At 72.1% G+C, this 18,013-nt stretch carries 17 protein-coding genes; 14 read left to right on the plus strand and 3 right to left on the minus strand.

Going from position 1 to position 18,013, the window contains the following annotated elements; genetic code table 11:
• Positions 1 to 106 precede the first annotated feature (106 nt).
• From AB0424_RS30555 to AB0424_RS30590, 8 genes are all read left to right on the plus strand, one after another.
• Complete coding sequence (locus tag AB0424_RS30555; protein ID WP_366310107.1) at positions 107 to 754, plus strand: HAD family hydrolase; 648 nt, start codon at positions 107 to 109, stop codon at positions 752 to 754.
• A 43-nt stretch (positions 755 to 797) separates the two neighbouring features.
• Positions 798 to 1,997, plus strand: a complete 1,200-nt coding sequence (locus AB0424_RS30560) for an MFS transporter (protein ID WP_366310109.1) — start codon at positions 798 to 800, stop codon at positions 1,995 to 1,997.
• Positions 1,966 to 3,141: an acetoin utilization protein AcuC gene (locus AB0424_RS30565; RefSeq protein WP_366310111.1), complete on the plus strand. Its 1,176-nt coding sequence runs from the start codon at positions 1,966 to 1,968 to the stop codon at positions 3,139 to 3,141. The genes AB0424_RS30560 and AB0424_RS30565 overlap by 32 nt, the downstream gene beginning before the upstream one ends.
• Positions 3,142 to 3,288: 147 nt before the next feature.
• A complete protein-coding gene (locus AB0424_RS30570) occupies positions 3,289 to 4,104 on the plus strand; it encodes a phosphatase (protein ID WP_366310113.1) in 816 nt (271 codons plus the stop codon).
• A 127-nt stretch (positions 4,105 to 4,231) separates the two neighbouring features.
• Entirely contained in the window at positions 4,232 to 4,441 is a 210-nt protein-coding gene (locus AB0424_RS30575; RefSeq protein ID WP_030223786.1) for a helix-turn-helix domain-containing protein, read from the plus strand.
• A gap of 164 nt (positions 4,442 to 4,605) precedes the next feature.
• The gene (locus tag AB0424_RS30580; RefSeq protein ID WP_003948845.1) at positions 4,606 to 4,704 is read left to right on the plus strand and encodes an AURKAIP1/COX24 domain-containing protein; all 99 of its coding nucleotides are present in this window, start codon (positions 4,606 to 4,608) and stop codon (positions 4,702 to 4,704) included.
• A gap of 139 nt (positions 4,705 to 4,843) precedes the next feature.
• A complete protein-coding gene (locus AB0424_RS30585; RefSeq protein ID WP_366310115.1) occupies positions 4,844 to 5,935 on the plus strand; it encodes an NAD-dependent epimerase/dehydratase family protein in 1,092 nt (363 codons plus the stop codon).
• A 16-nt stretch (positions 5,936 to 5,951) separates the two neighbouring features.
• On the plus strand, positions 5,952 to 6,998 hold the full coding sequence (locus tag AB0424_RS30590) for a lysophospholipid acyltransferase family protein (protein ID WP_366310117.1): 1,047 nt from the start codon (positions 5,952 to 5,954) through the stop codon (positions 6,996 to 6,998).
• A 156-nt stretch (positions 6,999 to 7,154) separates the two neighbouring features.
• Here AB0424_RS30590 and AB0424_RS30595 read toward each other — a convergent pair whose 3' ends face one another.
• The 3 genes from AB0424_RS30595 to AB0424_RS30605 form a co-directional block, all read right to left on the minus strand.
• Positions 7,155 to 8,387: a DUF5667 domain-containing protein gene (locus AB0424_RS30595; protein WP_366310119.1), complete on the minus strand. Its 1,233-nt coding sequence runs from the start codon at positions 8,385 to 8,387 to the stop codon at positions 7,155 to 7,157.
• A gap of 307 nt (positions 8,388 to 8,694) precedes the next feature.
• Complete coding sequence (locus AB0424_RS30600) at positions 8,695 to 9,480, minus strand: ECF subfamily RNA polymerase sigma factor, BldN family (protein WP_366310121.1); 786 nt, start codon at positions 9,478 to 9,480, stop codon at positions 8,695 to 8,697.
• Positions 9,481 to 9,951: 471 nt separating this feature from the next.
• The gene (locus AB0424_RS30605; RefSeq protein WP_366310123.1) at positions 9,952 to 10,908 is read right to left on the minus strand and encodes an HAD-IB family hydrolase; all 957 of its coding nucleotides are present in this window, start codon (positions 10,906 to 10,908) and stop codon (positions 9,952 to 9,954) included.
• A gap of 149 nt (positions 10,909 to 11,057) precedes the next feature.
• Here AB0424_RS30605 and AB0424_RS30610 point away from each other — a divergent pair, with 149 nt between their 5' ends.
• From AB0424_RS30610 to hemB, 6 genes are all read left to right on the plus strand, one after another.
• Positions 11,058 to 11,339, plus strand: coding sequence for a glutaredoxin family protein (locus tag AB0424_RS30610; protein WP_366310125.1), 282 nt, complete (start codon positions 11,058 to 11,060; stop codon positions 11,337 to 11,339).
• Positions 11,340 to 11,611: 272 nt separating this feature from the next.
• Entirely contained in the window at positions 11,612 to 12,400 is a 789-nt protein-coding gene (locus AB0424_RS30615) for a redox-sensing transcriptional repressor Rex (protein ID WP_366310127.1), read from the plus strand.
• Positions 12,397 to 13,752 carry a glutamyl-tRNA reductase gene (locus AB0424_RS30620; RefSeq protein WP_366310129.1) on the plus strand — a complete coding sequence of 452 codons (1,356 nt, stop codon included), beginning with the start codon at positions 12,397 to 12,399 and terminating at the stop codon, positions 13,750 to 13,752. Before AB0424_RS30615 ends, AB0424_RS30620 begins: the two co-directional genes overlap by 4 nt.
• A complete protein-coding gene (gene hemC / locus AB0424_RS30625) occupies positions 13,749 to 14,735 on the plus strand; it encodes a hydroxymethylbilane synthase (protein WP_366310131.1) in 987 nt (328 codons plus the stop codon). The genes AB0424_RS30620 and hemC overlap by 4 nt, the downstream gene beginning before the upstream one ends.
• Entirely contained in the window at positions 14,732 to 16,402 is a 1,671-nt protein-coding gene (locus AB0424_RS30630) for a bifunctional uroporphyrinogen-III C-methyltransferase/uroporphyrinogen-III synthase (protein WP_366310133.1), read from the plus strand. Before hemC ends, AB0424_RS30630 begins: the two co-directional genes overlap by 4 nt.
• 520 nt (positions 16,403 to 16,922) lie before the next feature.
• Positions 16,923 to 17,927 carry a porphobilinogen synthase gene (gene hemB / locus AB0424_RS30635; protein ID WP_366310135.1) on the plus strand — a complete coding sequence of 335 codons (1,005 nt, stop codon included), beginning with the start codon at positions 16,923 to 16,925 and terminating at the stop codon, positions 17,925 to 17,927.
• The last annotated feature ends 86 nt before the right edge of the window (positions 17,928 to 18,013 follow it).

The raw sequence follows: 18,013 nt of genomic DNA on the forward strand, positions 1-18,013 counted from the left end.
GCAGGGGGGACCCTGTGGGAGAGTAGGACGCCGCCGAACAATCTTTAGCCTCAACCCCTGGACACTGTCCGGGGGTTGAGGCATTTTTGCGTTCTAGGCTGTGGTCATGCGATACGACCTGGTCATCTTCGACAACGACGGTGTGCTCGTGGACAGCGAGCCGATTTCCAACACGCTGCTGGCCGGCTATCTGACGGAGCTCGGGCACCCGACGACGTACGAGGAGTCGGTGCGGGACTACATGGGGTCGGCGATGCACCGGATTCACGACCTTGTAGAGGAGCGGAGCGGGCAGCGGCTGCCGGCGGACTTCGACGAGACGTTCCACGCGCGGGTCTTCGAGGCGTTCCGGGCGGAGCTGGAGCCCGTGGCCGGGGCCGCCGAGGTGCTGAAGGGGCTCGTCGCGGCCGGGGTGCCGTACTGCGTGGCCTCCTCGGGGAGCCATGAGCGGATCCGGGTCGGGCACCGGAAGACGGGGCTGGACGCGTGGTTCAGGGACGAGATCGTGTTCAGCTCCGAGGACGTGGGGCGGGGGAAGCCGGCGCCGGACCTGTTCCTGCACGCCGCGGAGCGGATGGGCGTGGCCCCCGAGCGGTGTGTGGTGATCGAGGACAGCCGGCTCGGCGTGCAGGCGGCGCTGGCGGCCGGGATGGACGTGTACGGGTACACGGCGATGACCCCGGAGGAGAAGCTCGCCGGGGCCCACGGGTTCTTCGGGAGCATGGACGAGCTGCCCGCGATTTTGGGCATGTGATCCATCTACCCAGCGGTAGGTTCCGGCCATACGCTGTGCCGCTATGACGGATGCGCGGTTGCGGCGTGGGCGGGGATCCCTGGCGGTCAGTTTCTTCGTGCAGGGGGTCACCTTCGCCCTGTTGGTGACCCGGATCCCGGCGATCCAGGACCAGTACGGGATATCGGACGGACTGCTGCCGGTGTTCCTGGCGGCCGTGCCGATCCTGGCCGGGGTGGCGAGCGTGGCGACCGAGAAGGTCGTGGCCCGGCTGGGGCCCGCGGTGGTGCTGCGGTGGGCGCAGCCGTTCGTGCTGCTGGCGCTCCTGGGAGTGGGCGCCGGGTCGGAGCTGTGGCAGGCGGCGGTCGCCCTCGGACTGTTCGGGCTCGCGGTGGGCGCGCTGGACGCCTCGATGAACATGCTGGGCGTGAGTCTCCAGCGGGCGTACGGGCGGAGCATCATGCTCGGCTTCCACGCCTCGTACAGCCTGGGCGGGATCGCGGGGGCCTCGCTGGCCTGGGTGGGTGCCCACTGGCATCTGTCGCTGTTCGTGTCGTACCTGCCGGTCGTGGCGGTGCTGCTGCCCGCGGCGTTCGTCGGCAGCCGGTGGTTCGTGGCCGGCGGGGACGGGCCGGCCGAGGAGGCGGGGGAGAGCAAGGGGAGCGGGATCGCGTTCCGGCTGCTGCTGCCGCTGTGCCTGGTGATGACCTTCGCGTACATCGGGGACTCGACGGTCTCCAACTGGAGTGCCAAGTACCTCCAGGACGTCCTCGGCAGTTCGGAGGAGGTGGCGACCGTGCCGTACAACGCGTACATGGTGACGACGCTGCTCGGGCGGGCCGTGGGGGACCTGGGGGTGCGGAGGCTCGGGGCCGCGGCGGTGGTGAGGGGCGGGGCGGTGCTCGCGGCGCTGGGGTTCGCGGTGGTGTCGGTGGCGCAGGGGGCCTGGGCGGGGATCGCCGGGTTCACGGTGCTGGGCTTCGGGCTGAGCGTGATCGTGCCGCAGACCTTCGCGGCGGCCGGTCGGCTGTTCCCGGGGTCGAGCGACGCGGCGGTGGCGCGGCTGAACGTCTTCAACTACGTGGGTTTCCTGGTCGGGTCGCCGTTGGTGGGCGCCCTGGGGGACGCGTGGAGCTATCGGGGGGCGATGCTCGTGCCGATGGTGCTCGTCCTGGTGACGGTGGTGTACGCCACGTCGTTCGGCTCGCGGGAGGCCCGATACGGTGGCGGTCATGAGCGGCCGCGCACTGTTGATGTGGGATGAAGCTGTCACGCAGTACGACTTCGGGTCCGAGCATCCGATGGATCCGGTTCGGCTCGCGCTGACGATGTCGCTGGTGCGGGCGTTCGGGCTGGACCGGGCGGTGGACGTGGTGTCGGCGAAGCCGGCCGGGGACTCCACGCTGCGGTTGGTGCACCGTGAGGACTACGTGGCGGCGGTGCGGGCGGCGTCGGCCGATCCGCGCCATGCCGACCAGGCGTACGGGCTCGGCACCGTCGACGACCCGGCGTTCGCCGGGATGCACGAGGTGTCGGCGCTGATCGCCGGGCAGTCGGTGGGGGCGGCGGAGGCGGTGTGGCGCGGGGAGGCCGCGCACGCGGTGAACTTCGCGGGCGGTCTGCACCACGCGATGCCGGGCTCGGCCTCCGGGTTCTGCATCTACAACGACGCCTCGCTGGCGATCGCCCGGCTGCTCGAACTGGGCGCGGAGCGGGTCGCGTACGTGGACGTGGACGTGCATCACGGTGACGGGGTGCAGGCGGCGTTCTGGGACGACCCGAGGGTGCTGACGGTGTCGCTGCACGAGCATCCCCGGACGCTGTTCCCGCAGACGGGATGGCCGGAGGAGACGGGCGCGGCGGGGGCGGGCGAGGGCGGGGCCGTGAACGTGGCGCTGCCGGCCGGGACGGGGGACGCGGGCTGGCTGCGGGCGTTCCACGCTGTGGTGCCGGAGCTGCTGGCGGACTTCCGGCCGCAGGTCCTGGTGACGCAGCACGGGGCGGACACCCACTTCGAGGATCCGCTGGCGCATCTGGCGGTGTCGCTGGACGCGCAGCGGGCGGTGCAGGAGGCGTGTCACGAGCTGGCGCACGCGCATGCCGACGGGCGCTGGCTGGCGCTGGGCGGCGGCGGGTACGCGGTGGTGGACGTCGTACCGCGGTCGTGGACGCACCTGGTGGGCATCGCGGCGCACGCTCCGGTGGACCCGGCGTCGGCGATCCCGTCGTCGTGGCGGGACGAGGTGTACGCGCGGACCCGGCAGCTGGGGCCGGCGCGGATGACGGACGGGCGGTGGCCGGTGGCCTTCCGCGACTGGTCCGAGGGGTACGACCCGGCGGACCGGCTGGACCAGGCGGTGCTGGCGACGCGGAAGGCCGCCTTCCCGCTGCGCGGGCTGCTCGCCTAGGGCGTCGCTCGGTGAGAGGCCCCCCCTGGGTCTCCTCTCCCCTTCCTCGGGGCGTCCTCGGGTACGCCTCGGTCGTGGTTACGCCGACCGTGCGGTGTGCGGGGGGTTTCGACTCGGCGGCGAGGGTGATCCGGCAGCATCGGGAGGGTGTTGAGTACCGGGGCGCTGCGGGCGCATCTGTTGGCGGCGGGGTTGGCGGGGACCGTGGCGACGTCGCGGGAGGAGAACCTGCGGAGCTACCGGCTCTTCGCCGCGCGGGATCCTCGGGTGCTGCTGGGGCTCGATCCCACGGGAGGGTGGGGTGAGGCCGATCTGCTGCGGCTGATGGCGGACAAGTGCGGAGTGTCGGGGGATCCGGCGCACCGCTCGGGGTCCGACGCCATCGATCCCGAGCGTACGTTGAGGGGGCTCGACGCCTTCGCCGCGCGGCTGGCCGCGGCGGCCGCGGGGAGGGTCCCGGTGCTGTTCGGGACGGGCCATCCCCATCGTCTGCTCGGTTTCTACGTCGCTCTCGCAGACGCTTTGTCGGCGGCGGGATGTCTTGTCCTCACCCCGGCGCAGGGGAGATGTGTCGACATAACGACCCGGTTCGGCGTACGCACGTACCTCCTCGACTACGTACGGGGGGTCGCGCTGGTACGGGAGCCGGGACCGTCGGGGGGAGGGCGCGAGCGGGGGGCGCATTCCCACTCCCCGCTGCCGGTCAGGGCCGCGCTGGAGAGCGCGGCGGAGGCCGGCGGGCCGCTGCCGGAGCTGGTGGTCGGGGATCACGGCTGGGTCTGCGGTGCTGGTCAGCTGGGTATCGAGGCCATCGGGCTGGCCGATACGGATGATCCGGCGCTGTTCGTCGGCGAGGCGGAGGGACAGGTGTCGGTGGCCGTGCCCCTGGACGACGGCGTGCGCTCCGCCTCCTACCGTCCTCTCACGCGCTATGTACTCAATCGAGCGTGTCTGTCACGGTAAACGGCCGATGGCAGCTCCTCTTCCCCACTCGTACCACCCGCCCCTAGTCTGGAGAGTGAGCGCTCGGCGACGAAGAGTCACCGGAGGGGAAGCCGGTGGGCGTCGCGGCGGAAGGTACAGGTGGGTCATGGCTGCTGGCGATCGACCTCTCAACGAGGTCAAGTTTCTGACCGTGGCGGAAGTCGCCTCGGTGATGCGCGTCTCGAAGATGACCGTGTACCGCTTGGTGCACAGCGGTCATCTGCCGGCGATCCGGGTGGGCAGGTCCTTCCGGGTGCCGGAACAGGCGGTTCACGAGTACCTGAGGGAGTCCTTCGTGGGGGTGGGGACCGCGTAGCGAGCGCGTGGCCGTCACACCGGGAGACCTGCTTACGGCCCTCGGATTACAAGCGCGGTGCTCGGGACGGTAGGCTAGGCCGACGTAGGTCGTGTGGGCCCAGACGCCCCGCACCGATCCCCGCCGGGAGGCGGGGATGTTCCGAGAAGTGAGCGAGGGTAGTCGTGGGCTCTGTTATCAAGAAGCGGCGCAAGCGGATGGCGAAGAAGAAGCACCGCAAGCTGCTCAAGCGCACGCGCGTTCAGCGTCGCAACAAGAAGTAAGGCGACAGCTGCACCGCAGCATTTCGTGCGTCAGGCGTGGCCCTTCACCGTTCGCGGTGGAGGGCCACGTTTTTTATCGCGCGGAAATCCGGAGGCGCTACGGTGGCGACCAACGGAAGACGGACGGAAGGCGCGGATCTTGGGCAAGGTCGTGCTCGTCACCGGTGCCGCCCGGCATCTCGGCGGCCGCTTCGTGCGGCGGATCCAGCGGGACCCCGAGGTGGAGCGGGTGATCGCCGTGGACGCCGTCGCGCCGCCGCACCAACTCGGCGCCGCGGAGTTCGTCCGGGCCGACATCCGGCGGCCGGAGATCGCGAAGGTCCTCGCCGAACACGACGTCGACACGGTGGTCCACCTCGACGTCACCGGCACCGCGCTCGGCGCCGGCGGCCGGACGTCGGTCAAGGAGACCAACGTCATCGGCACCATGCAGCTGCTGGGCGCCTGCCAGAAGTCGCCGCGGATCAGACGGCTGGTGATCAAGTCCAGTACGAGCGTCTACGGAGCCGCGCCCCGCGACCCGGCCGTCTTCACCGAGACGACCCCCGCCAAGTCGCTTCCGAGCGGCGGCTTCGCCAAGGACGCCGTCGAGGTCGAGGGATACGTACGCGGCTTCGCCCGGCGCCGCCCCGACGTGGCCGTCTGCGTGCTGCGCTTCGCCAACATCCTCGGGCCCCGGATCGACTCCCCGCTGGCCGAGTACCTGGCGCTGCCGGTCCTGCCCACCGTCCTCGGCTACGACCCCCGGCTCCAGTTCGTCCACGAGGACGACGTCGTCGACGTGCTGCGCCTGGTCGCGCACGAGCCGCGCAGGTCCACCCTGAACAGCGGCACGTTCAACGTGGCCGGGGACGGGGTGCTGCTGCTCTCCCAGTGCGCCCGGCGCCTCGGCCGGCCGACCGTGCCGGTGCTGCTGCCCGCGGTCACCTGGGTCGGGACGGCGCTGCGCACGGTCGGGATCACCGACTTCGCACCCGAGCAGATCCGCCTGCTGACCCACGGCCGGGTCGTCTCGACGGTCCAGACGCGCGAGGTCCTCGGCTTCTCGCCGCGCCGGACCACGGCGGAGGCGTTCGCCGACTTCGCGCGCAGCCGCGGGCCGGGGCTGCTGCCGCCCGAGCTGCTCGCCGGGGCGGTGGACCGGCTCGCCGGCCGCCTGGGCCGGTCCGCGGCGACCGCGCCGGCCGCCTGCCCCGCGATCCCTGTTCCCCCTGTTCACGACGGCGCCTGAGGAGGCCGGACAAGCGATGGCGGACGCCAAGGTCATTCCGTTCGACGACGACCGCTCGCGGGCCCGGCGGCGGCCCGGGAGGGCCGACGGCGAGGCCGCGCCCGTACGGGCCCTCCCAGGGCCCCAGCAGGACGCCGGGGAGCCGGAGTCGGCCGGGGAGGGGGCGGGCCCGCACGGAGGCGCGGACGGGTCCGCGGAGGGCTCCGGCGAACGGGCCGGCGGCAGCGGCTGGGAGCGGCGGCTCGCGGGCGGCCTCGCGTTCCTCCGGCGCCGGATCACCGGCGAGTACGAGGTCGACGAGTTCGGCTACGACGAGGAGCTCACCGACCAGGTCCTGATGTCCCTGCTGCGCCCGCTGTACGACTCGTACTTCCGGGTCGAGGTGAAGGGCGTCGAGAACATCCCGGCCGACGGCGGGGCGCTGATCGTCGCCAACCACTCGGGGACCCTGCCGCTGGACGGGCTGATGATGCAGGTCGCCGTCCACGACCACCACCCGGCCGGCCGGCACCTGCGGCTGCTCGCCGCGGACCTGGTCTTCATGCTGCCGGTCGTCAACGAGCTGGCCCGCAAGGCGGGGCACACGCTCGCCTGCGCGGAGGACGCGGAGCGGCTGCTGCGGTCCGGCGAGATCGTCGGCGTGATGCCGGAGGGCTTCAAGGGGATCGGGAAGCCGTTCGGGGAGCGGTACAAGCTCCAGCGGTTCGGGCGGGGCGGCTTCGTCTCGACGGCGCTGCGGGCCGGGGTGCCCATCGTGCCCTGCTCGATCGTGGGTGCCGAGGAGATATACCCCATGATCGGGAACGCCAAGACCCTGGCGCGGGTGCTCGGCTTCCCGTACTTCCCGCTGACCCCGACCTTCCCCTGGCTGGGGCCGCTGGGTGCGCTGCCGCTGCCGACGAAGTGGACCATCCAGTTCGGCGAGCCGATCCCGACGGACTCGTACGCGCCGGAGGCCGCGGAGGACCCGATGCTGATGTTCAACCTGACGGATCAGGTCCGGGAGCAGATCCAGCACACGCTGTACAAACTGCTGGTGCAGCGGCGGTCGGTCTTCTTCTGACCGGGCCGACGGGCCGTCGGTTCGACGGGTCGATGGTCCGGCGGGCCGATGGTTCGACGGGCCGATGGTTCGACGGGCCGATGGTTCGACGGGCCGATGGTCCGGCGGGCATGAAGAAGGGGCGCCCCCCGTCCGTGGGGGCGCCCCTTCTCCTTGCTAGCGAGCGTCCTCGCTGTCGATGCCGAGGCCCGGAAGAAGGCCCGGCAGGAGTGGCGGCAGGGTGACGTCCGGGACGTCCGGGGTGGCCTGGCCGCCCGACGGGACGGACGGGGTCCCGGTCGGGGAGGGCTTGAGCAGTCCGCCGGCGCTGCCGCCGAGGAGACCGTCGTCCTCCGGGTCGACCGTGCCGCCCGCGCTCGGGCCGGCGCCCGTGCTCGGTCCGGACGGGCGCGGCGGCGCGGAGTGGCCGCCCGGTGCGGTGGTGTCGCCGGACGGCGGACGCTGGGCGTCCGTCCCCTGGCTGCCGCTCGGGGTGCCGGGCCTACCGCTCGGGTCGGCGGAGCCGATCGCACCCTTCTCGGGGGTGCGGGGGAGCACCGACTGGAGCGGCTGGACGTCCTCGTCTATGGCGTCGAAGACGTGCGTGACCTCGCTGCCGACGTCCGCCAGTTGGACGGGGAGCCGGTCGCGGAGGCCGTTCCAGGCGTCCCGGTGGGCCTGGGCGAAGGAGTTGAGCCGGGCCATCGGGGCGATCTCGCCGTCCCGTTGGTACGCCTGGCGGAGCAGGCGGTGGCCTTCGCTGGCGTCGTGCTTCATTCCGCCCAGGACACGGCGGATCTCGCCCAGGGACTCGTGGTCCAGGTCGCCCGCGCGGCCGCGCTCCATGAGCCGGCGGGCCTCGCTGAGGCGGGTGGAAGCCTGGTCGAGGTAGATGCCGCCGCGGTCCGCGTCGTCATCCGCCATGCCCAGCTTGATGTCCTCCATGCCCCGCTTGAGCCCGTAGAGCGAGTCACCCGGCAGGGCGTCGGAGCTGGCAGCGGCGACGCCGCCGAAGGCCCCCGCCGCCACACCGACGGTGAGACCGCCGGCGGCGAGGCCCTTGGTCCAGCGGGACCGGGGGCGCAGCTTGCGGAGCGGGGAGGCCCGGTGGGTCCCCTTCCCGCCGGCCGTCCGCTGCTCCGGCACCATCGGGCCCTCGGCCGCGCTGCCCTCCATGAGCATCGCTTCCATGGCGGCGACGAGCTGGGCTCGTTGCACCACCTTGACCTCGGGGTCCAGCTGTGGCCTCGGCAACTCGCCGAGACCGTTCGCCAAGGCCAACAGCTGCCCGTGCTCGGCCGGTTCGGCCGGGGATTCGGGCTGCTCCGCCGCCGCGCCCTCGGACGCCCGGTCCTCCAGGGTCTGGGCGAAGGCGTTCGCCCGCCGGTGCGCCGATACGTTCGCGATCACTGGCGGCACCTCCTCTCGTCATGACGGTCGACTCCCCGGGGTGTCCGGAAGGTTGCACACCTTGAGCGCATCCACACGAAAGAGTGAGTGGCTGCGGACATGGCGTGTCCACAGGGAGCCTGCATCCCGCACAACGAGCGGCGCGGCACTTGGGTTACGCGCGAAAGATGATCGGACCAGTGCGTCATCGAGGCGTCACCGACTGTGAGTTGGGCGGGGGTCGTGGGGGCGTGGGGAAAGACGTCGGGGTGGGGGGAGGGAGCGTGCCGGACGGAGCACGGAGCCGCGTGTGGGGGGCGCGGAGCGGTCAGCGGGCGTCGTCCGGGAGAAGGCGGGCCAGGGTACGGACGGCCCGGTACTGGAGGGTCTTGATCGCGCCCTCGTTCTTCCCCATGACCCGGGCGGTCTCGGCGACCGAGAGGCCCTGGAGGAAGCGCAGCGTCACGCACTCCTGCTGCTGGGGGTTGAGGCGGCGGACGGCGTCGAGGAGCGCGGCGTTGGAGAGCGACTCCAGCACGGAGTCCTCGGGGCTGCGCTCGACCTCGTTGGCGTCGAGCATCTCGCCGGTGGTGACCTCGAGACGGAAGCGGCTGGACTTGAAGTGGTCCGCGACCAGGTTCCGGGCGATGGTGACCAGCCAGGCGCCGAAGTCGCGGCCCTGCCAGGTGAAGGTGGAGATCCGGCGCAGGGCGCGCAGGAAGGTCTCGCTGGTGAGGTCCTCCGCCGTCGCCTTCCCGCCGACGCGGTAGTAGATGTAGCGGTAGACCGTGTCGCTGTACTGGTCGTACAGGCGGCCGAACGCTTCGGCCTCGCCGGCCTGGGCCCGCTCGACCAGGTCCATCATGCGGGCGCTGTCGCTGTCGGCGGTCGGACGGCGGTGGGTGGTCGAGGTCGTGGATCGCGCGCCACGTCTGCCCACGGCGGCCCCGCCGTCGGCGAGGGCGTAGCAAGGCCCGACGGGTGCCGGTGAGGCGAAGGCGAAAGCGGGGACAGGGCCGGCGTACGCGGTGGGGACGAAGCCGCGCAAGAGGTCGAGGACCGTTGCGCGCAGCGTAGCCAGGCCCGAGGTGTCAACCCCGACGTGTGGGTACACGGGACTCCCAGAGGCAGAGCTTCCATCACGTGCAGTGCGGGACCGTTCACCCGTCGTGACGACGTGAGGGGTCCTTTGTGCGTTTGAGGAGAATAACGCTTCGTACAGGCAGCGCTACACCCAGTTGCTCAAATCACCGGTTACGTCGTTTCCGTTACCGCTTGCAGTCGGAACAAGGCACGGTTCGTGACTAGTTGTTGATCGCTTTGCTTCCGAGTGTGACTGCGCGGGCGTTACGTTGTGTTCACGTGCGCGACGTGTGCGTGATCGTGGCCGCTGCTGGGTAAGGAGTCCGGAATGCCTGGTGGTCGACCTGTGCGGAGGTGTTCGACCACGGACGGGTGAGGGCCGCTGGTCCGGGGTTGTCGCAGATGATCTCAGCCGAAACGTATCGGCAGGTGGGTGGCGCGCCGGAGGGCGCTGCCCCCGGGGGCGCCGTGCGGCGGCCGGGGGAGCGCGCGCCCGTCGGTGTCAGTGGCGGCGGCGGTGCAGGGCGACCGCGGCGGCCGTCCCGCCGGCGAGGGCGCCCAGACCCGCGGCCGCGGGGATGCCGACCTTGGCGGCCTTGCGGCCGGTGCGGTAGTCGCGCAGCCGCCACTCGCGGTCCTTGGCGTGCCTGCGCAGCTGGGCGTCGGGGTTGATCGCGTACGGGTGGCCGACGAGCGACAGCATCGGGATGTCGTTGTGCGAGTCGCTGTACGCGGCGCAGCGGGTCAGGTCGAGGCCCTCGGCGCCGGCCAGCGCCCGTACCGCCTCGGCCTTGGCCGGTCCGTGCAGGGGCTCCCCGACCAGCTTGCCGGTGTAGACGCCGTCGACGGACTCGGCGACCGTGCCGAGCGCGCCGGTCAGGCCGAGCCGGCGGGCGATGATCGTGGCCGTCTCGACCGGGGCGGCCGTGACCAGCCAGACCTTCTGGCCCGCGTCCAGGTGCGCCTGGGCGAGGCCGCGGGTGCCGGGCCAGATGCGGTCGGCCATGTACTCGTCGTAGATCTCCTCGCCGATCGACATCAGCTCGGAGACGCGGTGGCCCTTGACGATGGACAGGGCGCTGTCGCGGGCGTCCTGCATGTGCTCGGGGTCCTCGACCCCGGCGAGCCGGAACCACGCCTGCTGCCAGGCGAAGCGGGCGAGTTCGCGGCGCTGGAAGAACTTCCGCTTGTAGAGGCCGCGGCCGAAGTGGAAGATCGCGGCGCCCTGCATGACGGTGTTGTCGAGATCGAAGAAGGCCGCGGCCCGCACGTCGCCGACGACCGGGAACTCGGGTTCGGCCGGAGCCTCGGCCTCCGCCGCCGCCGCGGCTTCCTCCTCCCGCTCCCGTTCCAGCTGGAGCGAGGACTTGCGCGCCGCCTCGGCAGCGGCCTCGCCTGCGAGGACGCTGCGCGCGGTGGCGGAGCGCCTACGGGGGGTGAGCCATCCCAGAGAGGCCATGTCGTGAGCATAGCCAGTCTGTTCGGTCCTACCCGACTTGTGACGATGCCAGGGCGTGAACAGTGTGGGGCTCCCCTGTTAATCGGGTACCGCTCGGTCGTGGACGGGTCGCGCACGGTGGCGGGGTCCCGCCCGGCCGAGGGGACAGAATGGACGCCATGTTCGGACGGACGAAGAAGAAGGCCGACCCCGCGTCGCGCACCGTGACGCTGATCGGCAAGCCCGGGTGCCATCTCTGCGACGACGCCCGCGCGGTGGTCGAGGCGGTGTGCGCCGAGACGGGCGCGCGCTGGGAGGAGAAGGACATCTCCCGGGACGAGGAGCTCCACCGGGCCTACTGGGAGCAGATTCCGGTGGTCCTGGTCGACGGCGAGCAGCACACGTTCTGGCGGGTCGACGCGGAGCGGCTCCGGCGCGAACTGGGTGCGTGACCGAAAGGCGGTTACCATCATGGACGTTTTGTTGGGTTTCGGGGGCGACGTCGTGAGAGGTGTGTGCGGTTTTGCCCCCTTCGGGTTCTCAACGCGCTGACGCACCTTCCGGTTCCGCGACGATGCGAACCGGCCGCGTGACCCCGGTCACTTTGGCCGGACAAAACGGACACCATCTTTGTGCACGCGTTCACAAAGACATAGCCTGCATTCGACGGGGCGGTCTTGGGACATATGGCCGCCTGCAGCCCCGCTCATCCCGCAGGAGCACCGTGGCAACTGGCCGAACTCACCGACCGGCGACCCGAAGCCGAGGAATTCCCGAGGCCACCGTCGCCCGCCTTCCGCTGTATCTGCGCGCACTCACCGCGCTCTCGGAACGCTCCGTACCCACGGTCTCCTCCGAGGAGCTCGCGGCCGCCGCCGGCGTCAACTCGGCGAAGCTGCGCAAGGACTTCAGCTACCTCGGCTCGTACGGCACCCGCGGGGTCGGCTACGACGTCGAGTACCTCGTCTACCAGATCTCCCGCGAGCTGGGCCTCACCCAGGACTGGCCCGTCGTCATCGTCGGCATCGGCAACCTCGGTGCCGCGCTCGCCGGCTACGGCGGCTTCGCCTCCCGCGGCTTCCGCGTCGCGGCGCTGATCGACGCCGACCCCGCCATGGCCGGCAAGCCGGTCGCCGGGATCCCCGTCCAGCACAGCGACGACCTCGAGAAGATCATCAGCGAGGACGGCGTCTCCATCGGCGTCATCGCCACCCCGGCCGGAGTCGCCCAGCAGGTCTGCGACCGGCTCGTGGCCGCCGGGGTGACCTCCATCCTGAACTTCGCCCCCACCGTGCTCTCCGTGCCCGACGGCGTCGACGTGCGCAAGGTCGACCTCTCCATCGAGCTCCAGATCCTCGCCTTCCACGAGCAGCGCAAGGCCGGCGAGGAGGCGGGCGGCGAGAACGCCCCCGACCCGGACGCCGGGACCGCCGCCGTCCCGCCCGCCCCGCGCGGCGCGAGCGGCGGCCGCAAGGGACCCGACGGGGACCTCCCCGCGGTGATGCCGGCATGAGTCTCCTCGTCGTCGGGCTGAGCCACCGCAGCGCCCCCGTCTCCATCCTGGAGCGGGCCTCGCTGGCGGCGGACACCCAGGCCAAGCTGCTCCAGGACACCCTCGCCGCCGAACCGGCCGCCGAGGGCACCGTGCTGGCCACCTGCAACCGCATCGAGCTCTACGCCGACGTGGACAAGTTCCACGCCGGCGTCGCCGAGCTGTCCACGCTGCTCGCCCAGCACAGCGGCGTCGGCCTGGACGAGCTCACCCCCTATCTCTACGTGCACTACGAGGACCGCGCCGTCCACCACCTCTTCTCGGTGGCCTGCGGACTCGACTCCATGGTCGTCGGCGAGGGACAGATCCTCGGCCAGATCAAGGACGCCCTCGCCCTCGGCCAGGACCTGCACACCGCCGGACGCCTCCTCAACGACCTGTTCCAGCAGGCCCTGCGGGTCGGCAAGCGCGCCCACAGCGAGACCGGCATCGACCGGGCCGGGCAGTCGCTCGTCACCTTCGGCCTGGAGCAGCTCGCCGACGGCACCGACGTGGAGACCTGGGCCAAGGGCAAGAAGGCGCTCGTGATCGGCGCCGGCTCCATGTCCTCCCTGGCCGCCGCCACGCTCGCGCGCTCCGGCGTCTCCGAGATCGTCGTCGCCAACCGCACCCTGGCCCGCGCCGAGCGGCTCGCCGAGATCCTGGGCGAGCCCGGCAGCACGGGGGTCGCCGCACGCGCGGTCGAGATGGTTGCCGTCGGCGACGAACTGACACGTGCCGACGTCGTCGTCTCCTGCACCGGTGCCACCGGACTCGTCCTCACCGGCGAGGGCGTCGAGACCGCCGTACGGGACCGGGACACCCCGCTCGCCCTGCTCGACCTCGCCATGCCCCGCGACATCGACGCCGCCGCCCACCGCATCCCCGGGGTCCGGCTCGTCGACATCGAGTCGCTCGCCGAGGCATCCGCCGACGCGCCCATGGCCGCCGACGTCGACCAGGTCCGGGGCATCGTCTCCGACGAGGTGGCCGCCTTCGGCGCCGCCCAGCGCGCCGCCCACATCACCCCCACCGTCGTCGCCCTGCGCACCATGGCCGCCGACGTGGTGGCGAACGAGGTCGCGCGACTCGAAGGCCGGCTCCCCGGCCTCGACGAGAAGCAGCGCGCCGAGATCACCCAGACCGTGCGCCGGGTGGTCGACAAGCTCCTGCACGCGCCGACCGTGCGGGTCAAGCAGCTGGCCAGCGAGCCCGGCGGCGCCGGGTACGCGGACGCGCTGCGGACACTCTTCGACCTCGACCCGGAGACGGTGGCTTCTGTCAGCCGGGCCGACCTGAATGACGCCGACGTCAAGAACCGAGGGCGAGTATGACCGAGAGGGCACTGAGGCTCGGGACCAGGCGCAGCAAGCTCGCCATGGCCCAGTCCGGGCACGTGGCCGATGCCGTCCGGCAGCTGACCGGCCGGCCCGTCGAGCTCGTGGAGATCACGACGTACGGGGACACCTCCCGGGAGCACCTCGCGCAGATCGGCGGCACCGGCGTCTTCGTCGCCGCCCTGCGCGACGCGCTGCTCGCCGGCGAGGTGGACTTCGCCGTCCACTCCCTGAAGGACCTGCCGACCGCGCAGCACCCGCAGCTCACGCTGGCCGCGATCCCGCGGCGCGAGGACCCCCGCGACGTCCTGATCGCACGGGAGGGCATCACGCTCGACCGGCTCCCCAAGGGCGCGCGGGTCGGGACCGGTTCGCCGCGGCGGATGGCCCAGCTGCACGCCTACGCGCGCAACCACGGCCTGGAGCTCACCTGCGTCCCGATCCGGGGGAACATCGACACCCGGGTCGGCTATGTGCACAGCGGTGAGCTGGACGCGGTGGTTCTCGCCGCGGCCGGTCTCAACCGCATCGGCGGGACGGCGGAGCTCACCGGCTCCCTGTCGCTCGACCACCTGTCGGTCGACTCCGTCCTGCCCGCCCCCGGCCAGGGGGCACTGGCGATCGAGTGTCCGGCGTCCGACGCCGACCTCGTCGCCGCGCTCGCCGCGCTCGACGACCCGCACACCCGGGCCGCCGTGACCGCCGAGCGATCCCTGCTCGCCGCCCTGGAGGCCGGCTGCTCCGCACCCGTGGGTGCGCTGGCCGACCTGCAGGCCGACGACCCCGGTCACGGGCAGGTTGTCACCGAAATGCGCCTGCGCGGCGTCGTCGGCACCACCGACGGCTCGACGCTGGTGCAGCTGTCCACCACCGGACCCGTACCCACCTCGCACGACGAGGCCATGGCGCTCGGACGCGAACTCGCGGACGAGATGCTCGCCAAGGGAGCGGCCGGTCTTATGGGGGAGCGAGCACTTTGAACCCCACCAGCCCGACCACCAGCCCGCTGTCCCCGGCCTTCGCCGGCCACGGACACGTGACCTTCCTCGGCGCAGGCCCCGGCGACCCCGGACTGCTGACCCTCAGGGCCGTCGAGGCCCTGTCGGGAGCGGACGTCCTGATCGCCGAACCCGAGGTGCTCGACGTCGTCCGCGGCCACGCACGTGCGGGGGTGAGCACGCCGGAGCTGACGGTTGTCGACGAGGCGTCAACAGCCGCCGGAGTCCCCGTGTTGAGGGATGCGGCCAATCTTGTCATGGAGGCCGCGAGGAGCGGCAGGCGGGTCGTCCGAGCGGTGACCGGCGACCCCGGACTCGACGGCAACGCGGGCGCCGAGATGCTCGCCTGCGCCGCCGAGGGCATCCCCTTCGAGGTCGTCCCCGGAGTCGCCACCGCCGTCGGCGTGCCCGCGTACGCGGGTGTGCCGCTGCGTGACGCGCAGGGTACGGACGTGCGCTTCGTCGACGCCCGCACCGCCGACGAACGGTGCTGGGCCGAGGTCGGCGCCTCCGACGGCACCGTCGTCGTCTCCACCTCCCTGGACTCGGTGGCCGCCGCGGCCGGCGAGCTGGTGTCCGCGGGCCGTAAGCCGGACACCCCGCTCACCGTCACCATCGCCGGCACCACCACCCGCCAGCGGACCTGGAACGCGACGCTCGGCACCATCGCCCAGGTCTTCAAGCAGGGCAAGGTCCTTCCCTCGCCCGAGGGCCACCGGCCGGTCATAGCCGTGGTCGGCGAGCGCAGCGCCGCGGCGCAGCGGGACCAGCTGTCGTGGTTCGAGTCGAAGCCGCTCTTCGGGTGGCGGGTGCTCGTGCCGCGCACCAAGGAGCAGGCCGCCTCGCTCTCCGACCAGCTGCGCTCCTACGGCGCGGTGCCCCACGAGGTGCCGACCATCGCCGTCGAGCCGCCGCGCACCCCGCAGCAGATGGAGCGGGCGGTCAAGGGGCTCGTCACCGGACGCTACGAGTGGATCGCCTTCACCTCGGTGAACGCGGTCAAGGCGGTCCGGGAGAAGTTCGAGGAGTACGGGCTCGACGCCCGCGCCTTCGCCGGCATCAAGGTCGCGGCCGTCGGCGAGCAGACCGCCGCCGCGCTGGTCGACTTCGGCGTCAAGCCGGACCTCGTGCCGTCGGGCGAGCAGTCCGCCGCCGGACTCCTGGAGGACTGGCCGCCCTACGACCCGGTCTTCGACCCGATCGACCGCGTCTTCCTGCCGCGGGCCGACATCGCCACCGAGACGCTCGTCGCGGGCCTCATCGAGCTCGGGTGGGAGGTCGACGACGTCACCGCCTACCGGACCGTACGGGCGTCGCCGCCGCCGGCGGACACGCGGGAGGCGATCAAGGGCGGCGGGTTCGACGCGGTGCTCTTCACCTCGTCCTCCACCGTGCGCAACCTCGTCGGCATCGCCGGCAAGCCGCACAACGTGACCGTCATCGCCTGCATCGGGCCCGCCACCGCGAAGACCGCGGAGGAGCACGGGCTGCGGGTCGACGTGCTGTCGCCCGAACCCTCCGTCCACAAGCTGGCCGAGGCCCTCGCGGACTTCGGGCTGCGGCGGCGGGAGGCGGCGCGCGAGGCGGGCGATCCCGTGACGCGGCCGAGTGAGCGGCGGCCGGGGGCGCGGAGGCGTCGTACGACGTAGCGGCGCGGGTGCGGGTGTGTCTTGGGTGCGGGTCCTTCGGGGCCCGCGCCTTTGTTTTTGGGGTGGGGCGGGTCACCCCCGTTGTGGGCAGCTGTTCCGCTGGGGCTGGCCCTGCCTCGTTGTGGGCAATCGTTCCGCTGCGGCGGGACGGGTGGGCACGACGGACGGCGCCCTTTGCCGGGCCTAGGCTTCCGTGCGCTCACCCGCACCCCATGCGCGACGCACCGCCGGTACGGGTCCAGGCACAGGGGGCGGGGGCGCGGCCGGGCGCGGCGTCCCGTGTGCCCACCCGTCCCGCCCCAGCGGGACGATTGCCCACACGGGGGTGGGGCTGGGCCGGGCTCGGTGCGGGCACGCGTGGGGGTGGGCCGGGTCGGGTGTGGGTCGGGTGGGGGTCCGCGCGGGTGTGGGTCCGTGCGGGGGTGGTCGGGTGGGGGTCTGTGCGGGGTGGGGGGGGAGGGGAGGTATGCCCACAAGGTGTTGGTAAGGGGAGGGGGGTGGCGGGCGTAGCCTCGGGGGCATGAACTCGTACGGATCGTTTCCCGGTACGCGGCCGCGGCGGCTGCGGACGACGCCCGCAATGCGGCGGATGGTCGCGGAGACGCGGCTGGATCCCGCGGACCTGATCCTGCCCGCGTTCGTGCGGGAGGGGATCGCGGAGCCGGTGGCGATCAAGGCGATGCCGGGGGTCGTGCAGCACACGCGGGACACGCTTCGGCGGGCCGCGGTGGAGGCGCTGGAGGCCGGGGTCTCGGGGATCATGCTCTTCGGGGTCCCGGAGGACGCGAAGAAGGACGCGGCGGGGACGGCGGGGACCGACCCGGACGGCATCCTGCAGGTCGCGATCCGTGACGTGAAGGCCGAGGTCGGCGACGAGCTGGTCATCATGTCGGACCTGTGCCTCGACGAGTTCACCGACCACGGGCACTGCGGTGTGCTGGACGCCGAGGGCCGGGTGGACAACGACGCCACGCTGGAACGTTACGCCGAGATGGCGCAGGTCCAGGCGGACGCCGGCGTCCACGTCGTGGGCCCCTCCGGGATGATGGACGGGCAGATCGGGGTCATCCGCGACGCGCTCGACACCATCGGCAAGGAGGACGTGGCGATCCTCGCGTACACCGCGAAGTACTCCTCCGCCTTCTACGGCCCCTTCCGCGAGGCCGTCGGCTCCTCCCTCAAGGGCGACCGCAAGACCTACCAGCAGGACCCCGCCAACCTCCGGGAGTCGATGCGCGAGCTCGCGCTCGACCTGGAGGAGGGCGCCGACATGGTGATGGTGAAGCCGGCCGGTCCCTACTTGGACGTCCTGGCGAAGGTCGCCGAGTCGGTGGACGTGCCGGTCGCCGCGTACCAGATCAGCGGCGAGTACGCGATGGTCGAGGCGGCCGCCGAGAAGGGCTGGATCGACCGCGACAAGGCGATCCTGGAGACCCTCACCGGCATCCGCCGCGCCGGCGCGCAGATGATCCTCACCTACTGGGCCACCGAGGTCGCCCGGAACCTGTCCGCCGGACGCCGCTAGGGCCTGTCGTCAAATTCCCCTCGTTGCCCGAAGGGCGGCCCTGCGGCGTCTGGTGCGTGCTCTCGGTGTGCCGGGTGGAAGTGCTC

It is taken from the genome of Streptomyces sp. NPDC051180 (assembly GCF_040689545.1).
Classification (GTDB): domain Bacteria; phylum Actinomycetota; class Actinomycetes; order Streptomycetales; family Streptomycetaceae; genus Streptomyces.

What these genes read in the sequence shown, in the direction of transcription:
- AB0424_RS30560 (WP_366310109.1), top strand. Translation starts at nt 798, where the DNA reads ATGACGGATGCGCGGTTGCGGCGTGGGCGGGGATCCCTGGCGGTCAGT.
- hemB (WP_366310135.1), top strand. Translation starts at nt 16,923, where the DNA reads ATGAACTCGTACGGATCGTTTCCCGGTACGCGGCCGCGGCGGCTGCGG.
- AB0424_RS30610 (WP_366310125.1), top strand. Translation starts at nt 11,058, where the DNA reads ATGGACGCCATGTTCGGACGGACGAAGAAGAAGGCCGACCCCGCGTCG.
- AB0424_RS30565 (WP_366310111.1), top strand. Translation starts at nt 1,966, where the DNA reads ATGAGCGGCCGCGCACTGTTGATGTGGGATGAAGCTGTCACGCAGTAC.
- AB0424_RS30605 (WP_366310123.1), bottom strand. Translation starts at nt 10,908, where the DNA reads ATGGCCTCTCTGGGATGGCTCACCCCCCGTAGGCGCTCCGCCACCGCG.
- AB0424_RS30575 (WP_030223786.1), top strand. Translation starts at nt 4,232, where the DNA reads ATGGCTGCTGGCGATCGACCTCTCAACGAGGTCAAGTTTCTGACCGTG.
- AB0424_RS30590 (WP_366310117.1), top strand. Translation starts at nt 5,952, where the DNA reads ATGGCGGACGCCAAGGTCATTCCGTTCGACGACGACCGCTCGCGGGCC.
- hemC (WP_366310131.1), top strand. Translation starts at nt 13,749, where the DNA reads ATGACCGAGAGGGCACTGAGGCTCGGGACCAGGCGCAGCAAGCTCGCC.
- AB0424_RS30620 (WP_366310129.1), top strand. Translation starts at nt 12,397, where the DNA reads ATGAGTCTCCTCGTCGTCGGGCTGAGCCACCGCAGCGCCCCCGTCTCC.
- AB0424_RS30555 (WP_366310107.1), top strand. Translation starts at nt 107, where the DNA reads ATGCGATACGACCTGGTCATCTTCGACAACGACGGTGTGCTCGTGGAC.